A 16,310-nucleotide genomic window follows, 5' to 3' on the forward strand; every position below is an offset into this window, starting at 1 on the left:
GGGCCGCGGCTGTTCCGCCGGCTGGACGGACTCGCGAGCGCTCTCCGGTGCGGCCGCGGCCGCCGCGATGCCGCGCGCGGGCGCAGGGGCGGCGGGTGCCGCGGCGGTGATCGTGGGGATCGCGGCCGTGGCGCCGTAGCCGCCCTGGCGTTCGTCGCGCATGATCTCGCCGCCGGCCAGTTCGATCACGCGGCGCTGCATCTGGTCGACGATGCCGGCTTCGTGCGTGGCCATGACCACGGTCGTGCCGCCGGCGTTGATGCTGGCCAGGAGTGCCATGATGCCGGCGCTCGTGGTCGGGTCGAGGTTTCCGGTCGGCTCGTCGGCCAGCAGGATCTGGGGCTTGTTCACGATGGCGCGCGCGATGGCGACGCGCTGCTGCTCACCGCCGGAGAGTTCGTGGGGCAGTCGCTGCGCCTTCTCGGCGAGTCCGACCATCTTCAGGGTGTCCGGCACGGCTTCCTGGATGAACCCGCGGGATTTTCCGATGACCTGCAGGCTGAACGCGACGTTCTCGTAGACGGTCTTGTTCGGCAGCAGGCGGAAGTCCTGGAAGACGACGCCGAGATTGCGGCGGAAGTAGGGAACCTTGCGGTTGGAGATCGAACGCAGGTCCTGGCCGAGCGCGTGGATGCTGCCGCTGGTCGGTTTCTCTTCCTTGAGCATGAGCCGCAGGCAGCTGGACTTTCCGGAGCCGGACGCACCGACGAGGAAGACGAACTCGCCGCGCAGAACCTCCAGGTCGATGGAGTTCAGGGCGGGTCGGGTGGTCCCTGGATACTTTTTGGTGATGTGGTCAAAGCGAATCATGTCCTTGTGAGCCTAAGCACGCATCCGGGATATTGCGACTGCGACATACCTAAGCGGCGACTGCGCTCCCCCACGGCCGGGCTCAATCCTGCGGAGCCTGCTTGCGCCAGCGGATGCCGGCGGCGATGAAGCCGTCGAGGTCGCCGTCGAAGACCTGGCCCGGATTGTTGACCTCGTAGTTCGTGCGCAGGTCCTTGACCATCTGGTACGGCGCAAGCACGTAGCTGCGCATCTGGTCGCCCCAGCTCGCCGTGATGACACCGGCGAATTCCTTCTTGGTGGCGGCTTCCTGCTCGCGCTGGATGAGGAGCAGTCGCGACTGCAGCACGCGCATGGCGGCGGCGCGGTTCTGGATCTGGCTTTTTTCGTTCTGGCAGCTCACGACGGTGCCGGTCGGGAGGTGGGTGATGCGCACCGCGGAGTCGGTCGTGTTCACCGACTGGCCGCCGGGGCCGCTCGAGCGGAAGACATCGACCCGGATGTCGTTGTCGGGGATCTCCACAGACTCTGTCTGCTCGATCAACGGCACGACCTCGACCGCGGCGAAGGAGGTCTGACGCTTCCCCGCGGAGTTGAAGGGGCTCATCCGCACGAGGCGGTGGGTACCGGCCTCGACGCTCAGCGTGCCGAAGGCGTAGGGCGCGTCGACCTCGAAGGTGGCCGACTTGATACCGGCTTCCTCGGCGTAGCCCACGTCGAGGACCTTGACCGGGTAGTTGTGCTGCTCGGCCCAGCGCATGTACATCCGCAGGAGCATCTCGGCGAAGTCCGCCGCGTCGACCCCGCCGGCTCCGGAACGGATCGTGACGACGGCCGGTCGTTCGTCGAACTCACCGTTAAGCAGCGTGTGCACCTCGAGCTCGCCGAGCACCTTCTGCAGGCTCGCCAGTTCCACGAGGGCCTCGTCGGCCGACTCCTGGTCGTCCTCGCCGTGCGCGAGTTCGGACAGGACCTCGAGGTCGTCGAGCCGGGCCTCGATGCTCTCGATCCGCGCGAGCTCCGATTGCCGGTGGCTGAGGGCGCTGGTGACCTCCTGGGCGCGCTCGGTGTCGTCCCACAGGTCGGGCTCACCGGCCCGGTCGCTGAGTTCGGCGATGTCCGTGCGCAGCCGATCGATGTCGATCACCGCCCGGATGTCGCCAAAGGTGGCCCGCAGTGCGGCGATCTGCTCCGAAATATCCAGGTCAATCATGTCGGAGCCCAGCCTACCGGGCCTGCCTCGAAGCGTGGTCGGCGCGTCTACAGCGCTCGCCCAGGCTGGCGTAGCATCGGAGGTCATGACTACCGCAGAGCGCCCCTTCAGCCTGCGCTCCGTCGCACTCGCCGCCTTCCTGCCCACCCTGCTCTTCTCGATCGGCGAGGGCGCGATCATCCCGTTGATCCCGATCGTGGCGAACAACCTCGGCGCCTCGCTGGCCGTGGCCGGTTTCATCGCCGCGATGGTGATGGTGGGCGAACTCGTCGGGGACATTCCGGCCGGCTGGGTGGTCTCCCGGATCGGTGAACGCAACTCGATGATCTGGGCGTCGATGCTGACGATCATCGCCGTGCTCATCTGCGTCGCGGCCCCCACACCCCTGGTCCTCGGGGTGGGCATCTTCCTCGTCGGGATCGCCACGGCCGTCTTCGCGCTCGCCCGGCACGCGTTCATGACCAGCTACGTGCCGATCGCCTATCGCGCGCGGGCGCTCTCGACCCTGGGCGGGATCTTCCGCGCCGGCTGGTTCGTCGGGCCGTTCATCTCGGCCGGGCTGATCTACCTCACCGGCAGCACGGTCGCGGTGTTCTGGGTCTTCATCGTCTGCTGCCTGGGGGCGGCCGCCATGCTGCTCCTGCTGCCCGATCCGGCCAGCACGTTCGGGCCTCCCGAGGCCGCTGTCGCGGCCGACGGCTCGGTGCACACCGCAGGCGAGGAGCTGGCCGCACAGGAGTCCGCCGGCCTGTTCCGGACGATCTGGAACAACCGCGGGGTGCTCGCGCGGCTCGGCACCGGAGCCGGCCTGATCGGCGGGATGCGGGCCAGCCGCACGGTCATCCTGCCGCTCTGGGCCGTGAGCATCGGGATCGCCGAACCAGACATCGCCCTCATCATCGGCATTGCCGGGGGCATCGACTTCGCCCTGTTCTACGTCAGCGGCCAGGTCATGGACCGGTTCGGGCGCATCTGGACCGCCCTCCCGTCGATGATCGGGCTGGGGGCCGGCCACATCGTGCTCGCGTTCACCCACGACCTGCCGAGCAACGTCGAGTGGTTCATTGGGGTGGCCATGTTCCTCTCGCTCGCGAACGGGATCGGGAGCGGCATCCTGATGACCCTGGGCGCCGACCTCGCGCCGAAGTCCGGGCCGGCCCCGTTCCTCGGGGCCTGGCGTTTCACCGGCGACTTCGGCAGCGCCACGGCCCCGCTGGCCGTGGCCGGGCTGACCGCCGTCGCGTCGCTGTCGCTGGCCAGCGCGGTGATGGGCGTGTTCGGGCTGTTCGGGGCCGTGCTGCTCGGCCTGTACATCCCGCGGTACGTTCCGCGCCGGGGCCGCCAGCGCCCCTGAGCCGGCGGCCGCGCGGCGGAATGATCGAACGGCCGAGGGTGTTGGATGGAGTCATGCCCCTTCACGGAGAATACGAGCCCACGCCCACGAAATGGGTGCGCGACCAGGTCGAGTTGTACGAACGGTCCGGCGGCACCGAGGGAACGACCATGCGCGGGATGCCCGTGATCGTGCTGACCACTGTGGGGGCGAAATCCGGCAAGCTGCGCAAGGCCGCGCTCATGCGGGTCGAGCACGAGGGGCAGTACGCCGCCGTCGCCTCCCTCGGCGGCAGCCCGAAGAATCCCGTCTGGCACGCGAATGTGCTCGCCCACCCGCTGGTGGAGCTGCAGGACGGCCCGAACAAGTGGGACATGGTGGCCCGCGAGATCGCCGGCGCCGAGAAGGCCGAGTGGTGGGCACGGGCCGTCGCGGCGTTCCCCGACTACGCCGGCTACCAGGAGAAGACCGAGCGGGAGATCCCGGTCTTCGTGCTCGAGCCCGTCGCCGGCCGGTAGTCGTGGCTCGCAAGCCGCGCCGGAACCCGCGGATCGACCCGATCACGCTGGTGGACCTGGCCGGGAACGACGGCGCCCTGCTGCACGCCGGCGACAGCCGCGACGGCGAGCGCTACGACGGGATCGACCTGGCCGGCCGGGACCTCACCGGGGTCACCTTCCGCGAGTGCGAGTTGCGCGCGGTCTCGTTGGACGACGCGAAACTGCGCGGCGCATCCTTCTCCGATTGCCTCGCCGGCGACCTGCGCGCGGCCGTCTTCAGCGCACCCCGATCGACCTGGCGCGACGTGCGGATCGAGCATTCCCGGCTCGGCTCGGTGGAGGCGTACGAGGCGACCATGCGCTCGGTCCAGTTCGACGGCTGCAAGCTCGACTTCGTCAATCTCCGCGAGGCCGCCCTGACCGACGTGCTCATCTCGAACTGCATCATCGAGGAGCTCGACCTCGGGAGCGCCACGGTGCAGCGCCTCGAGCTGCAGAACTGCCGGATCGGTACCCTCGACGTGGGCGGCGCCAAACTCACGGACGTCGACCTGCGATCGAGCGACTTCGGGGCGATCCACGGGCTCGAGGGACTGCGCGGGGCGATCATCGACGATTCCCAGCTCAGCCTGCTCGCCCCCCTCCTCGCGGCGCACCTCGGCATCGTCGTGGAGTAGCAACGCCCGGCGCCTACGGAATGGCCCCGGCGGTGAGTTCCAGGTCGGATGTGGGGCGCTCTCGCTGGGTGGCGATGGCGGCGCCCGCCGCCACGCACACCACGAGGATGGCGACCTGCTGTAGTGCGGTGAACGACTCCCCCAGCACGAGGAAGCCGAACACCGCGGCGATGACCGGCCCGAAGCTCGTGATGATCGCGTAGAGGCGCGGGGTGATTCGCCGCAGGATGAACGTGTCGACCGTGTACGGGAAGGCCGAGGACAGCGCGCCGACGGCGAGGAGCAGGCCGAGGATGCGCCAGTCGATTCGTGCCCAGTCGACGGTGATCAGGGCGAGCGGGACGAGCAGGGCGAGGCTGACGATGCTGGCCACCGAGATGCCCTCAAGACCGGGGAACTGGGTTGCCACCCTGCGGGTGAGCAGGATGTACGCCGCCCACGAGGCTGCCGCCGTCAGGCCGAACACGATGCCGAGCGGGTCGAGCGTGCCGTCGGTCCAGGTGAGGAGGAAGACCCCGATGGCCGCGGCCGTCGCGAAGACGAAGTCGAGGAGCCGCCGGGACGTGGCCAGCGCCAGCGCGAAGGGCCCGAGGAACTCGATGGTGGCCGCGATGCCGAGCCCGAGGATGTCGACGGCCTGGTAGAACGACAGGTTCATGATGGCGAGCACGACACCGAGCATCAGCGCCGGCCAGAGGCGGCGCCAGGTCAGGGTGGCGAGCCTGGGTCGGTAGAAGGGCAGGACGGTGCAGGCCATGACCAGCTGCCGGGCCGCGACCACGACCGGCGAGCCGACCACCGGGATCAGGAGCCCGGCGAGGGACGACCCGAAGTTGATGCTGACCTCTGTGACGAGCTGCGTGCCGGCACCGATCATCCGGTCGCGCTTCTCGGTCACAGTGCTCCTCGTCGGCACCACGGCAGGCGCGCTACCGAGGATACCGGCTGGGAGCACCGGTCAGGGTGCCGGCGGGGCCGGCCGTGCCTTCCGTCTAGGCGGCGAAGGGGATGAAGCTGTAGTCGCTGGTCAGGTGCTCGTACTCACACGCGCCGCAGTAGAGCACGCCGGTGCTCCGCATGGCGGAGACCCGGGCGGAACACTGCACGACCTTGGGGCCGCAGCAGGGTGAAATCACCATGAACGCGCCGGCCTCCTCGGGGGCGTGTCCGCTCAGGCCGCGCAGGTGGTGCGCGCCCTCGCAGGGCAGCTCGGAGTCAAAATCGAGCAGGGAAACGGTATCGGAGTCAAGCAAGGCATCCATGGGGCACGGTTCAATCACGGGAGAGGGCTGTCGGCGCGGGAGGGATCAAGGCACCTCGGTGGCGACCGCACCGGATGGGGCAACGGCTCCCACCAGGGCGATCAACGCCCGGGCGAACCCGTCGGAGTGTCCGGGCAAAGCTACCTGCCGGAGACACACGAGAAGCTTCCCCAGGGACTGGAAGCTCCGTCGTAAATTTGGATTTTGAGTAGCGTACACCACGAACATGAGGAATTCTACGCGTTGACGAAAAGCGCCGGTGCGGGGGCGAATCACCCTAGCCGAACACCGAGCGGGCCACCGCGGTCACTTCCAGGGGAACGCCTGCTGAAAGGAGCAGGGCGAGCACCGGAGGTCGCCAGCGGGCGCTGAGCGACACCGTCGCGCTCTGCCCGTCCGCCGAATCGGCCCGGCTCACCCGCAGCCCGTCGAATTCGGCGTGCGGAGCGGCCGCCAGGTAGCCGGAGACCGCGTCCGCCACATCCGCGGATCGGAGGCCGGGTCTCATCCCGGCCTCGGTGATCCTGACCGCGTCCAGCGGGAACGCCTCGGCGCCCGCCAGTGCGGCACCGTCCGCGAGGGTGAAGAGTCGCTTGCGCTCGAGGTAGAGGGACGTCGCGGCCGCGACGCCGAGGATCAGCAGCAACGAGAGGCAGCAGTAGAACACCGTCAGGATGAGCGTGGACCCGTCCTCCTCCCTGGCCCGCCCCCGCCCGCGCCGCGGGGTCACCCGGACCCCCAGAACCGCGACACGGTCTGCGTCGCCGAGGCCTGGACGAGGATGCCGGCCGGCCTCCCGAGTGACAGGAGGTCGGGGACCAGGGGCAGGGGAACAACGACGCCGACGGTGACGACCACCCGTCCCTGCCTGGTCAGGCAGGAAGCCGGGGCGGGCTCGCAGCGGATCCGGACGCTGGCCGCCCCGTCCGGGATGCCGTAGTCCGCCAAACCGAACTGCACGGCGCGCTCGGCGCGGTCGGCCGCCTCGGCCTCGTCGGGAGCCTGGACGTAGACGCGGGCGGCCTGCCGGGCGGCGCCCTCGACGGCCAGTGTCCCGGCCTGCAACGCCGACAGGGCCAGCACGAGGTAGACGAGGGGAACGAGCAGGATGAGGCCGGCCGTGATGAACTCCAGCGACGCGGACCCGGTTTCGGGCCCGGCCCGGGAGTCCGCCGCGGGCCTAGCCGGGCGCCTCGACGGCCGCACGACCGACCACCTCCAGCCCGCGATCGGGCCCGATCAGGCCGAGGAGGGGAAGCGGCGCCACGACCCGGACCTCCGCACTCCGATGGCCGGCGTACACGCCATAGCGGGCCTCGACGTGGCGCGAGTACGAGGGGCCGAGCGCCGTCGCGATGAGGTCCCTGGCGCGTTCGGCGCCCTCCGCCGGGCCGCTGTCGGCGAGCGCCGCGAACCGCGCGCCCTCCGCCGCCGCGTCCTGGATCGTGTTGCGGATGTGCAGCGCGAGCGCGAGCTGCATCACCGACAGGGTCAGCACGGTGAGCAGAGAAACGACCATGACGAACTCGGCGACCGCGGAGCCGGCATCCGCCGTGATCGCCGCCCGCACGCGCCACCCGGTCACGGCACGCGACTCGTCAGAACCCGGCGACCCGGTTGATCGCCTGCTCGAAGAGGCCGCTCAGCGCGGGCCCGGCGAGCCCCCAGAGGAGCACCACCAACCCGGCCGTCATCAGGGTGATCAGCACCCAGCCGGGCACATCCCCGGTCTCGTCCCGCCACCGGTTCAGGAAGCGCCTTCTCAGCCCTGTCATGGTCTCCTTCTTTCCTGGGTTGGATTGCTCGGATGGGACTGTTTCGGATGGGACTGCTCAGAAGCCGGCCTGCAGCGCGACGAAGCCCGGGAAGACGGCGAAGAGGATGGTCAGCGGCAGGATCAGGAAGACCACCGGCACGAGCATCGCGACTTCCTTCCGGCCGGCCACCTCGAGCAGGTCGCGCTTGGCCTCCTCCCTGGCGTCCTGGGCCTGCGCCCGCAGCACCTCGGCCAGCGGAGATCCTCGGTCCAGTGCCCCGGTGACCTGCTCGACGAAGCGGCTGAGCGCCGGCAGTTGCAGCTGCCGCGACAGGGCGTGCAGGGCGGAGGCCAGGGGCACGCCGGCATGCACATCGGTGACCACCGCGGCCAGCTCGCGGGACAGCTCCCCCGAGCTCGTGGCGGAGACCCGGCGCAGCGAATCGAGGATCCCCTCGCCCGCCGACAACGACAGGGTGAGGAACTCGAGGATCGTGGGCAGCTCACTCGCCATCCGCGCCAGGCGCCGGGTGGCGGCTCGACGGAGGAGCCAGTCGCGAAGGAGCGCCGCCGACGCGCCGACGATCACCGGCAGCAAGATCCGGGCGGCCAGGGGAAACGTCCGGAATGCGGGCAGCGCGAGCACCGCCACGGTTCCCGCGGCGAGGGAGACGATCGCCCACACGAGCTGGTCCGACCGGAACTTGTCGACGCTCCAGGCCGAACCGGATTGGCGGAGGCGCCTCTCGATCGTCTCGTTCCCGCCCAGGACGGCCGACAGCGCATCCTTGAGCCGGTGGAAGGCCGGGGAGAACATCGTGCCGAGCACCGGAATCGGGTCGACGGAACTGCGCCCGACGAACGCCCGCGCCTCGGCGGAGAGGTCGAGGAGATACGGGGCGAGCCGGTTCGCCAGGCGCGGCCGGCTGAGCCTCGGCGCGCGGCTCACCAGCGACCACAGGCCGATCCCGAGCCCGGTGCCGCAGAACACGCCCCAGGCCAGCTGGGCGCTCATTGGAACCACCGCCGTTCCTCGGGGAGCCGCCCGAGCCTGACCATGACGCGGTAGGCCGCGGCGGAGACGGCCAGGCCGCCGAGGATCACAACCCCTCCGGCCGGCGTGTTGTAGGCGAGGGCGGCCTCCGGGCGGGAGGCGAGGAGCAGGAGCACGATCCACGGCGCGGCCACACCGAGCCTGGCCGAGTTCACGATCCAGGACTGCCTGGCCTCGACCTCCGAGCGGATGGCGGCGTCCTGCCGGAGCCAGGCGGCGAGGCTGCGCAGCACGATCGTCAGGTCGCTGCCGCCGACCTCCCTCGCCATGCGCAGGGTCTCCAGGATTCGGTCGGCAATCGGATCGGACAGGGAGGACTTGAGTTCGTCGATGCAGTGCGCGAAATTGCCGGTGGCGCGGTACTCGCGTTCGAACGCCGAGAAGGCGACGCGGCTGGCTGCCGGACCGGACCGGGCGAGGCTGCTCACGCTGTCGGGCAGGGCGAGCCCCGACCGTACCGCGGAGACCAGGTGGTCGACCACATCGGGCCAGACCGTACGATTCGCCCTCCGGCGGGCGCGGGCGCGCCAGGACACGAGCAGCGAGGGGAACACCGCGGCCGCCAGGCCGGCCACTGAGGCGAGCGCCGGCACCCCGAGCGTCGCCTGCGCGAGCGCCGCCGCGGCGAGCCCGAGGACCAGGGAAACCGCGAGGAAGACCGACACCGGCACCCCGCCGAACCCGGCCTGCGCGAGGCGGGAACGCATCCGCCCCGGCGCGCCGGAGCGAGCCGAAGCCGCGGATGCCGCGCGTGCGGGCCAGAGGAACGGCGAGCCGACGAGCAGGAGGCCGCCGCCGAGCAGGCATCCCAGCACGAGAGTCATGCCGCTCCTCGCCGGAGCACGACCGCCGGGTCAAGGCCCGCCGCGCGGAACTTGGCGAGCTTGGTGGGGAAGCCCCCGGTCGGCTCGAGCACTCCGCCCTGGGCCAGGAAGATCGGACTGGCCTCGATCATCGGGCCGGCGAGCTGTCCGCTCGGCGCGATGATCTCGGTGACCCGCCGGCGTCCGTGGCGATCGATCTCGCAGTGCACGACGATGTCGATGCAGCCGGCCACGGTGGGCAGCACGAACGACGAGTCGATGTTGCGGCCGGCCAGCAGCGGCAGCGTCGACAGCTTGGCGAGGGCATCCCTGGCGCTGTTGGCGTGGATCGAGCACATGCCCGGCAGTCCGCTGTTGAGCGCGATGAGCAGGTCGAGGCTTTCGGCCTCGCGGACCTCGCCGACGACGAGGCGGTCCGGGCGCATGCGGAGGGACTCCTTGATCAGCCGCCGCAGCGTGATCTCGCCCGTGCCTTCGAGGCTCGGCTGACGGCATTGCATGGCCACGACGTCCCGCGCCGACAGGTCCAGCTCGAACGTCTCCTCGACGGTCACGATCCGGTCGCCGGGCCTGGTCGACGACAGCAGGGCGTTCAGCATCGTGGTCTTGCCCGTCTGCGTCGCGCCGGAGACGAGGATGTTCTGCCCGGCGAGCACGCACATCCGCAGGAACTCGGCCGCCTGCTGGGTCAGCGAGCCCAGCCCGACGAGCTGGTTCAGGTCACGGATGCGCCTGGTGAACTTGCGGATGTTGACCGCCCAGTGCTTCCTGGTGATGTCCGGGATGACCACGTGGAGCCGGGATCCGTCCGGCAGGGACGCATCGACGAACGGGGAGGAGAGGTCGACGCGCCGGCCCGAGGCCTGCAGCATCCGCTCGACCAGGTCGCGCACCTCGCGCTCGGTGAGCAGCATGCCGGTCAGCTCGGAGACGCCGTCGCGGGCGATGAAGACGCGACCGGGCCCGTTGATCCAGATCTCCTCGATGCCGGGGTCGTCGAGGAACGGCTGCAGGGTGCCGAAGCCGGTCAGGGAGGCGACAACCTCCCGCGCGGCCTGGCGCTCATCGGCGATCAGCGGAAGCGACCCGCCGAGGGCGCGCTCGCTGTAGCGCTGCACTTCGTCGCGGACGTACCGCTCGGCGAGGCCGCCGTCGGAGGCGAGGTCCACGCCCTCCCGGCGCACGCGCATCCGCACCTGCTCGGTGATGATGCGCACGGCCTCGCTCATCCCTGCATGATGCTCCACCCCGGCGGTGGCCGTGGAACTTATCCACAGCCCGGCCCTGGCCCTGGCCCCGTCTGCATTCGGGTCATTTCCTGCTCAGTTGCGGAAAAAGTACCTTCAATTTCCAAACGAAGGTTGTTTTTCCGCAACTGAGCAGGGACAGCGGGGAAGCTACCGGGCGGACCAGCCGCCGTCCATCGTGTAGCTCGAGCCCGTGACCATGGCAGCGTCCGCCGAGGCCAGCCAGGCGACGAGCGAGGCGACCTCTTCGGGCTCGACCAGGCGCTTGATGGCGCTCTCGGTGAGCATGATCCGGCTCAGGACCTCGGCTTCGGGGATGCCGTGCACCGCGGCCTGCTCGGCCAGCTGCTTCTCGACCAGCGGCGTGCGCACGTACCCGGGGCTGACGCAGTTGCTGGTCACCCCGTACTCGCCGCCCTCGAGGGCCGTCACCTTGGACAGCCCCTCCAGCCCGTGCTTGGCCGAGACATAGGCGCTCTTGAACGGCGAGGCCCGGATGCCGTGCACCGACGTGACGTTGATGACGCGACCGAATTTGTTCTCGTACATTCGCGGCAGGGCGGCGCGGATGAGCAGGAAGGGGGCCTCGAGCATGAGGCTGATGATGTTCCGGAAGTCGGCCGGGTCGAAGTCCTGGATCGGGTTGATCCGCTGGATCCCGGCGTTGTTCACCAGGATGTCCACCCCCGCGACGGCCTCGGCCAGGACGTCGTCGGTGAGCGCTGCGGTGTCGAGGAGGTCGACGGCCCAGGCCGAGCCGCCGAGCTCGTCGGCGAGCGCCGCGGCGCCGGCCTCATCGATGTCCGCGACGACGACGTGCGCGCCGCGTTCGGCCAGGGACCGGGCCACAGCCGCACCAATGCCACTCGCACCCCCGGTAACCAGGGCGCGCTTCCCCGTGAGCGGCCCGGACCGCGCCCGGGTCTCGGTTTCAGCCGAGGCCCTGGGCGCGTGCGCGAGTGCATTGGTCATCTGCGTTCCTTATGTTGAGCTGGGATCCGGACGTGGACTGTGCCGGCTAGCGAAGCGCCGGTGCCGGCTCCAGCCCGTGCTTGCGGGCGTCGACCGCATCGATCTCGCGCAGCGACGCTCCACTGGTTTCCTTGAGCGTGAGCACGGCGACGACGGTGACCGAGCAGGCGATCGCGAGGTAGATCGCGACCGGCACCCAGGAGCCGTACTCCTTGAGCAGGGCGACGGCGATGATCGGCGCCATCGAACCGGCCAGGATCGACGTCACCTGGTAGCCGAGCGAGACACCGGAGTAGCGCATCCGGGTCGGGAACAGCTCGGCCATGATCGCCGGCTGGCCCGCGTACATCAGGGCGTGGAAGCAGAGGCCGAGGGTGATCGCCAGGATGATCAGGACCGGGTTCTCCGTGTCGAACATCGGGAAGGCGAACAGCGCCCAGCCCGCGCCGAGGACGGCTCCGGCCAGGTACACCGGCTTGCGTCCGAACTTGTCGGACAGGCGACCGACCTGCGGGATCACGAGGAAGTGCACGAGGTGGGCCAGGAGCAGCGCAAACAGCAGCTGGCTGGTGTCGTAGGCGTGCACCGTGACGAGGTAGACGATCGAGAAGCTCACGATGATGTAGTAGAGGATGTTCTCCGCAAACCGCAGGCCCATGGCACTGAGGATGCCGCGCGGGTACTTGCGGATGACTTCCTTGACCCCGTAGCTGATGGCCTGCTCGGCCTCAACCTGGGCACGTGCCTCGAGGAAGATCGGGGCTTCGTTGACGTGGGTGCGGATGTAGTAGCCGATGACCACGATGATCGCGGAGAGCCAGAACGCGATGCGCCAGCCCCAGCTCATGAACTGCTCGGCGGGCAGCAGCCAGGACGTGGCCAGCAGCACGAGCGTGGCGAGCAGGTTGCCCACCGGCACGGCGGCCTGTGGCCAGCTGGACCAGAAACCGCGCGACTTGTCCGGGCTGTGCTCCGCGACGAGCAGCACGGCGCCGCCCCACTCACCGCCGACGGCGAAGCCCTGGATGAAGCGGAGGGCGATCAAGAGCGCCGGGGCCCAGTAGCCGATGGTGTCGAAGCCGGGCAGGCAGCCCATCAGGAACGTGGCGACACCGACGAGGATGATCGTCACCTGCAGGGTGTGCTTGCGGCCGAGCCGGTCGCCGATCTGTCCGAAGACGATGCCACCGAGCGGGCGGGCGATGAAACCGACCGCATAGGTCAGGAAGGCGGCGAGGATGCCGTCAAGCTCGCTGCCGGCGTTCGGGAAGAAGACCTTGCCGAAAACAAGGCTCGCGGCCGTGGCGTAGAGGAAGAACTCGTACCATTCGACGACCGTGCCCACCATGGAGGCGGCAACGATCTTCTTCAGTCCCGACTTTTCCGAATTGTTGCCGCTGGTCGATGAGGCTCCTCCGGAACCCGCCTCGACTCGCTGGTTGACGCTCATGTCTGTCTCCTTCAGTGTCTTCTCTGACACTCGGTGGGGGTTTTCGGGCCCGCGTGCGCAGCACACGGCTCCCCCGAGTATTCCTGCAGATGCCACGTGCATCAATGACCACTTCATCACACGGCATGTGCATAATTGCAGATATGACCCTCCCGTCCGCACCGGCGCCTCTGCCGAACCCCGACGATCTCCTGATCCTGCTCGCTGTCGCGCGCACCGGCCGGTTCACGACCGCGGCCGACGGCCTGGACCTGAACCACACCACCGTGTCGCGCCGGATCGCGGCGCTGGAGAAGGCGCTGGGCGGCCGATTGCTCTCGAAGACGGTCGGCGGCTGGGAGCTGACCGACCTCGGGACGCGGGCCGCCCGGGCCGCCGAGGGCGTCGAATCGGCCGTCGCCCTGCTCGGCGGCGAAGCGGAGAAGCCCAACCAGCTCACCGGCGTCGTGCGGCTGTCCGCCACCGACGGCTTCAGTGCGCATGTCGCCGCCCCCGCCGTCGCGGCCCTGCGGCGCCGGCATCCGTTGCTCCGGGTGGAGATCGTCACGGTCACCCGCCGCGCCCTGCAGCACCGTTCCGGCCTGGACATCGAGATCGTCGTCGGCGAGCCGCAGGTACACCGCGCCGAGGCATTCCGCCTCGGCCACTACATGCTCGGAATGTACGCGTCGCGGGACTACCTCGCCGACTACGGCACCCCGACCACGGTGGCCGAGCTCACGGAGCATCCGCTCGTCTATTTCGTGGATTCGATGCTGGCGGTCGACGACCTGGATGCCCCGCGCCGGCTCGTGCCCACCATGCGCGACTCGATCAGCTCGACGAACGTCTTCGTGCACGTGGAGGCCACCCGGGCCGGCGCCGGAATCGGCTTCCTGCCCTGCTTCATGGCCGACCAGCACCCCGACCTGGTGCGCCTGCTACCTGACGATTTCCAGGAGCGCCTGCCGTACTGGATGGTGCTGCGGCCGGACTCGCTGTGCCAGCCGGCCGTCGCCGCTGTGGTGGATGCGCTGCGCAGGCAGACGGCCGCGTACGAGCAGCACCTCCTCGGCCGCCCCGCCGCCGGCCGAGTGGACGGCTCAGTAGACTAGGACGGCACTCGCGGGAGTGGTGAAATTGGCAGACACGCAGGATTTAGGTTCCTGTGCTTTCGAGCGTGGGGGTTCAAGTCCCCTCTCCCGCACAGCAGGACAGAGGGCGCGTACGTCATGGGACCGGAGGCCCGCTTCCGGGCCGTGAGTCCCGCCTCCGTCGGCCGCAGCGCCGGGGAATTCATCTCGATTCCAGCGTCAGTTCACGCCCGCGGGTTCCTCTCGACCGGATCGCCCCTTTGCCGGGGAATTTTCCCGGCGTTACGCGGTAGCCTGTGACAGCACCCGCGCCTCGCTGCCGCCCGGCCACCTGCCGCCGCCGACTGGAGTTCCCTCGTGATCCACACCGCACTGATCCCCTGGCTCGACCCCGAACTCCTCATCGACGGGTTCGGCGCCTGGGCGCTCCTGGGCGTGTGCGCGATCGTGTTCGCGGAGACCGGTCTGCTCGTCGGCTTCCTCTTCCCCGGCGACACCCTCCTCGTCATCACCGGGCTCCTCACCTTTGCCGGCGTGATCCGGATCGACATCTGGTGGGTCGCCCTGGCGATCGGCCTGGCCGCGTTCCTCGGCGGGGAGTCGGGTTATTTCATCGGCCGCCGCTTCGGCCCGCGGGTGTTCGAGCGCAAGGAATCGGGACTGTTCAGCATCAGGAACGTCGAGCGCACGAACGCGTTCTTCCTGCGCTTCGGCGGCGTCGCCGTGATCGTCGCCCGCTTCGTGCCGATCGTGCGGACCTTCGCCCCCGTCGCCGCCGGCGTCGGCCGCATGGACCAGCGCAAGTACACGCTCTACAACCTGATCGGCGCGCTCCTCTGGGGAACCGGGCTCACCTACTTCGGATTCTTCATCGGCTACATTCCGCCGGTCGCCGACTTCGTGCGGGACTACATCGACCTGATCCTGATCGGCGCGGTCGGGATCACCCTCATCCCGACGATCTTCCACTACATCCAGTCCGCCGTGAAGGCCCGCCGCGAGGCACGCGAACGCGAGGTCCTGCCGACCACGGACAGTCTCGTGCTGGACCCCGAGGCCTTCGAGTCCGAGCACGACGGCAAGCACGAGGCCTGACGCCGCGCCCCCCACACGCCGAACTGTGAGTTTGGCACCTTCGCGGGGCCCGGGAAGGTGCCGAACTCACAGTTCGGCGAAGGGGGGTCAGGCGTGGGGCGAGGCGTGGCCGGCGCGGCCGGCCGGTTCCAGCTGGAACGTCGAGTGATCGACGTCGAAGTGGTGGGACAGGCAGTCGGAGAGTTCATCGAGCAGCGCACCGGCTCCGCCGGAGTTCAGCACCGCCGGGTCGACGACCACGTGGGCGCTGAAGACGTGGGCGCCGGAGGTGATGGCCCAGACGTGCACATCGTGCACGGCGACGACGCCGGCCGTCTCGAGGATGTGCTTGCGGATCTCCGCGACATCCGTGTCCTTGGGCACCGACTCGCTGAAGACCCGCACCACGTCGCGGAGCAGCGAATACGCGCGCGGCAGGATCATCCCGGCGATCAGCAGTGAGGCGATCGCGTCGGCCTGCTGGAACCCGGTGGTCAGGATGACGCCGGCCGCGATGATCACCGCGATCGAGCCGAGGGTATCGCCGAGCACCTCGAGGTAGGCCCCGCGCATGTTGATTGAGTTCGCCGCGGCCGGGCGCAGCAGCAGCAGCAGCGCGGCCACGTTGGCGACCAGCCCGATGACGGCAACGACGAGCATGGGCGTTCCGCGCACCTCGGCCTGGTCCGCGGCGACCAGCCGGGACACGGCGCCGATCACGACGCCGACGGCCACGGCCACCAGGATCAGACCGTTGATCAGCGCCCCGAAGACCTCGGCGCGCTGATAGCCGTAGGTCTGCCGGTCGGTGGGCGGCCGGGCGGCGACCACGGTGGCCGCGAGTGCGATCAGCAGGCCGGCGAGGTCGGAGAACATGTGGCCGGCGTCCGCCAGCAGCGCGAGGGACCCGGTCAGCCAGGCGCCGATCACCTCGACGACCAGCACGCAGGCGACGATGCCGATGGCGATCGTCAGCCGCGTGCGGTTGCCGGCCGCAGCCGGGGTGTGATCGTGAGCCATAGGTCAACGCTAGGGGTGCGCGCGCGCGATCACCACCGCCCCGGCCCCGCGTCCCCCGGATGGCAG

19 protein-coding genes and 1 tRNA gene are annotated in these 16,310 nt (G+C 69.6%); 6 read left to right on the forward strand and 14 right to left on the reverse strand.

The annotated features are described in order from the left end of the window. Together ftsE and prfB are read right to left on the reverse strand one after the other, a co-directional pair. Positions 1–810, reverse strand: an 810-nt coding sequence (ftsE, locus tag E3O23_RS08590; RefSeq protein WP_134490104.1) for a cell division ATP-binding protein FtsE, incomplete at its 3' end; no start/stop codon positions are given. Between the two features lie 82 nt (positions 811–892). Further along, a complete protein-coding gene (prfB, locus tag E3O23_RS08595) occupies positions 893–2,002 on the reverse strand; it encodes a peptide chain release factor 2 (protein WP_134490106.1) in 1,110 nt (369 codons plus the stop codon). Positions 2,003–2,087: 85 nt separating this feature from the next. Here prfB and E3O23_RS08600 point away from each other — a divergent pair, with 85 nt between their 5' ends. The 3 genes from E3O23_RS08600 to E3O23_RS08610 are packed head-to-tail and all read left to right on the forward strand — an operon-like array spanning position 2,088 to position 4,512. Then, complete coding sequence (locus E3O23_RS08600; protein WP_134490108.1) at positions 2,088–3,356, forward strand: MFS transporter; 1,269 nt, start codon at positions 2,088–2,090, stop codon at positions 3,354–3,356. Positions 3,357–3,409: 53 nt separating this feature from the next. Beyond that, positions 3,410–3,853, forward strand: a complete 444-nt coding sequence (locus E3O23_RS08605; protein ID WP_134490110.1) for a nitroreductase family deazaflavin-dependent oxidoreductase — start codon at positions 3,410–3,412, stop codon at positions 3,851–3,853. Between the two features lie 2 nt (positions 3,854–3,855). Further along, a complete protein-coding gene (locus E3O23_RS08610) occupies positions 3,856–4,512 on the forward strand; it encodes a pentapeptide repeat-containing protein (protein ID WP_134490112.1) in 657 nt (218 codons plus the stop codon). Positions 4,513–4,525: 13 nt separating this feature from the next. Here E3O23_RS08610 and E3O23_RS08615 read toward each other — a convergent pair whose 3' ends face one another. The 11 genes from E3O23_RS08615 to E3O23_RS08660 all read right to left on the reverse strand — a co-directional run bounded on the left by E3O23_RS08615 (position 4,526) and on the right by E3O23_RS08660 (position 13,077). Then, complete coding sequence (locus tag E3O23_RS08615) at positions 4,526–5,410, reverse strand: EamA family transporter (RefSeq protein ID WP_241983391.1); 885 nt, start codon at positions 5,408–5,410, stop codon at positions 4,526–4,528. 94 nt (positions 5,411–5,504) lie between these two features. Continuing rightward, positions 5,505–5,774 (reverse strand): hypothetical protein, encoded by a 270-nt coding sequence (locus E3O23_RS08620; protein ID WP_134490114.1) that lies wholly within the window; start codon positions 5,772–5,774, stop codon positions 5,505–5,507. Positions 5,775–6,051: 277 nt separating this feature from the next. Further along, complete coding sequence (locus E3O23_RS08625; protein WP_134490116.1) at positions 6,052–6,504, reverse strand: pilus assembly protein TadG-related protein; 453 nt, start codon at positions 6,502–6,504, stop codon at positions 6,052–6,054. After that, a complete protein-coding gene (locus E3O23_RS08630) occupies positions 6,501–6,980 on the reverse strand; it encodes a hypothetical protein (protein WP_134490118.1) in 480 nt (159 codons plus the stop codon). The genes E3O23_RS08625 and E3O23_RS08630 overlap by 4 nt, the downstream gene beginning before the upstream one ends. Beyond that, the gene (locus E3O23_RS08635) at positions 6,955–7,359 is read right to left on the reverse strand and encodes a TadE/TadG family type IV pilus assembly protein (protein WP_241983392.1); all 405 of its coding nucleotides are present in this window, start codon (positions 7,357–7,359) and stop codon (positions 6,955–6,957) included. The genes E3O23_RS08630 and E3O23_RS08635 overlap by 26 nt, the downstream gene beginning before the upstream one ends. A gap of 13 nt (positions 7,360–7,372) precedes the next feature. Beyond that, positions 7,373–7,549 carry a hypothetical protein gene (locus tag E3O23_RS18125; RefSeq protein ID WP_166790460.1) on the reverse strand — a complete coding sequence of 59 codons (177 nt, stop codon included), beginning with the start codon at positions 7,547–7,549 and terminating at the stop codon, positions 7,373–7,375. A gap of 57 nt (positions 7,550–7,606) precedes the next feature. After that, a complete protein-coding gene (locus E3O23_RS08640; protein ID WP_134490120.1) occupies positions 7,607–8,545 on the reverse strand; it encodes a type II secretion system F family protein in 939 nt (312 codons plus the stop codon). Next, on the reverse strand, positions 8,542–9,408 hold the full coding sequence (locus tag E3O23_RS08645) for a type II secretion system F family protein (protein WP_134490121.1): 867 nt from the start codon (positions 9,406–9,408) through the stop codon (positions 8,542–8,544). Before E3O23_RS08645 ends, E3O23_RS08640 begins: the two co-directional genes overlap by 4 nt. Beyond that, on the reverse strand, positions 9,405–10,637 hold the full coding sequence (locus tag E3O23_RS08650) for a TadA family conjugal transfer-associated ATPase (RefSeq protein WP_134490123.1): 1,233 nt from the start codon (positions 10,635–10,637) through the stop codon (positions 9,405–9,407). The genes E3O23_RS08645 and E3O23_RS08650 overlap by 4 nt, the downstream gene beginning before the upstream one ends. 168 nt (positions 10,638–10,805) lie before the next feature. Further along, complete coding sequence (locus tag E3O23_RS08655; protein ID WP_134490125.1) at positions 10,806–11,627, reverse strand: 3-hydroxybutyrate dehydrogenase; 822 nt, start codon at positions 11,625–11,627, stop codon at positions 10,806–10,808. 46 nt (positions 11,628–11,673) lie between these two features. Continuing rightward, entirely contained in the window at positions 11,674–13,077 is a 1,404-nt protein-coding gene (locus E3O23_RS08660) for an MFS transporter (protein ID WP_134490127.1), read from the reverse strand. A 143-nt stretch (positions 13,078–13,220) separates the two neighbouring features. Here E3O23_RS08660 and E3O23_RS08665 point away from each other — a divergent pair, with 143 nt between their 5' ends. From E3O23_RS08665 to E3O23_RS08675, 3 genes are all read left to right on the forward strand, one after another. After that, a complete protein-coding gene (locus tag E3O23_RS08665; protein WP_241983393.1) occupies positions 13,221–14,171 on the forward strand; it encodes a LysR family transcriptional regulator in 951 nt (316 codons plus the stop codon). A gap of 10 nt (positions 14,172–14,181) precedes the next feature. After that, positions 14,182–14,263, forward strand: a tRNA-Leu gene (locus E3O23_RS08670). A gap of 247 nt (positions 14,264–14,510) precedes the next feature. Next, positions 14,511–15,245: a DedA family protein gene (locus E3O23_RS08675; RefSeq protein ID WP_174776615.1), complete on the forward strand. Its 735-nt coding sequence runs from the start codon at positions 14,511–14,513 to the stop codon at positions 15,243–15,245. An 87-nt stretch (positions 15,246–15,332) separates the two neighbouring features. Here the strand turns inward: E3O23_RS08675 and E3O23_RS08680 are convergent, their stop codons facing one another. After that, on the reverse strand, positions 15,333–16,244 hold the full coding sequence (locus E3O23_RS08680; protein ID WP_134490133.1) for a cation diffusion facilitator family transporter: 912 nt from the start codon (positions 16,242–16,244) through the stop codon (positions 15,333–15,335). Positions 16,245–16,310 lie beyond the last annotated feature (66 nt).

Source organism: Cryobacterium tagatosivorans (assembly GCF_004402215.1).
GTDB lineage: Bacteria > Actinomycetota > Actinomycetes > Actinomycetales > Microbacteriaceae > Cryobacterium > Cryobacterium tagatosivorans.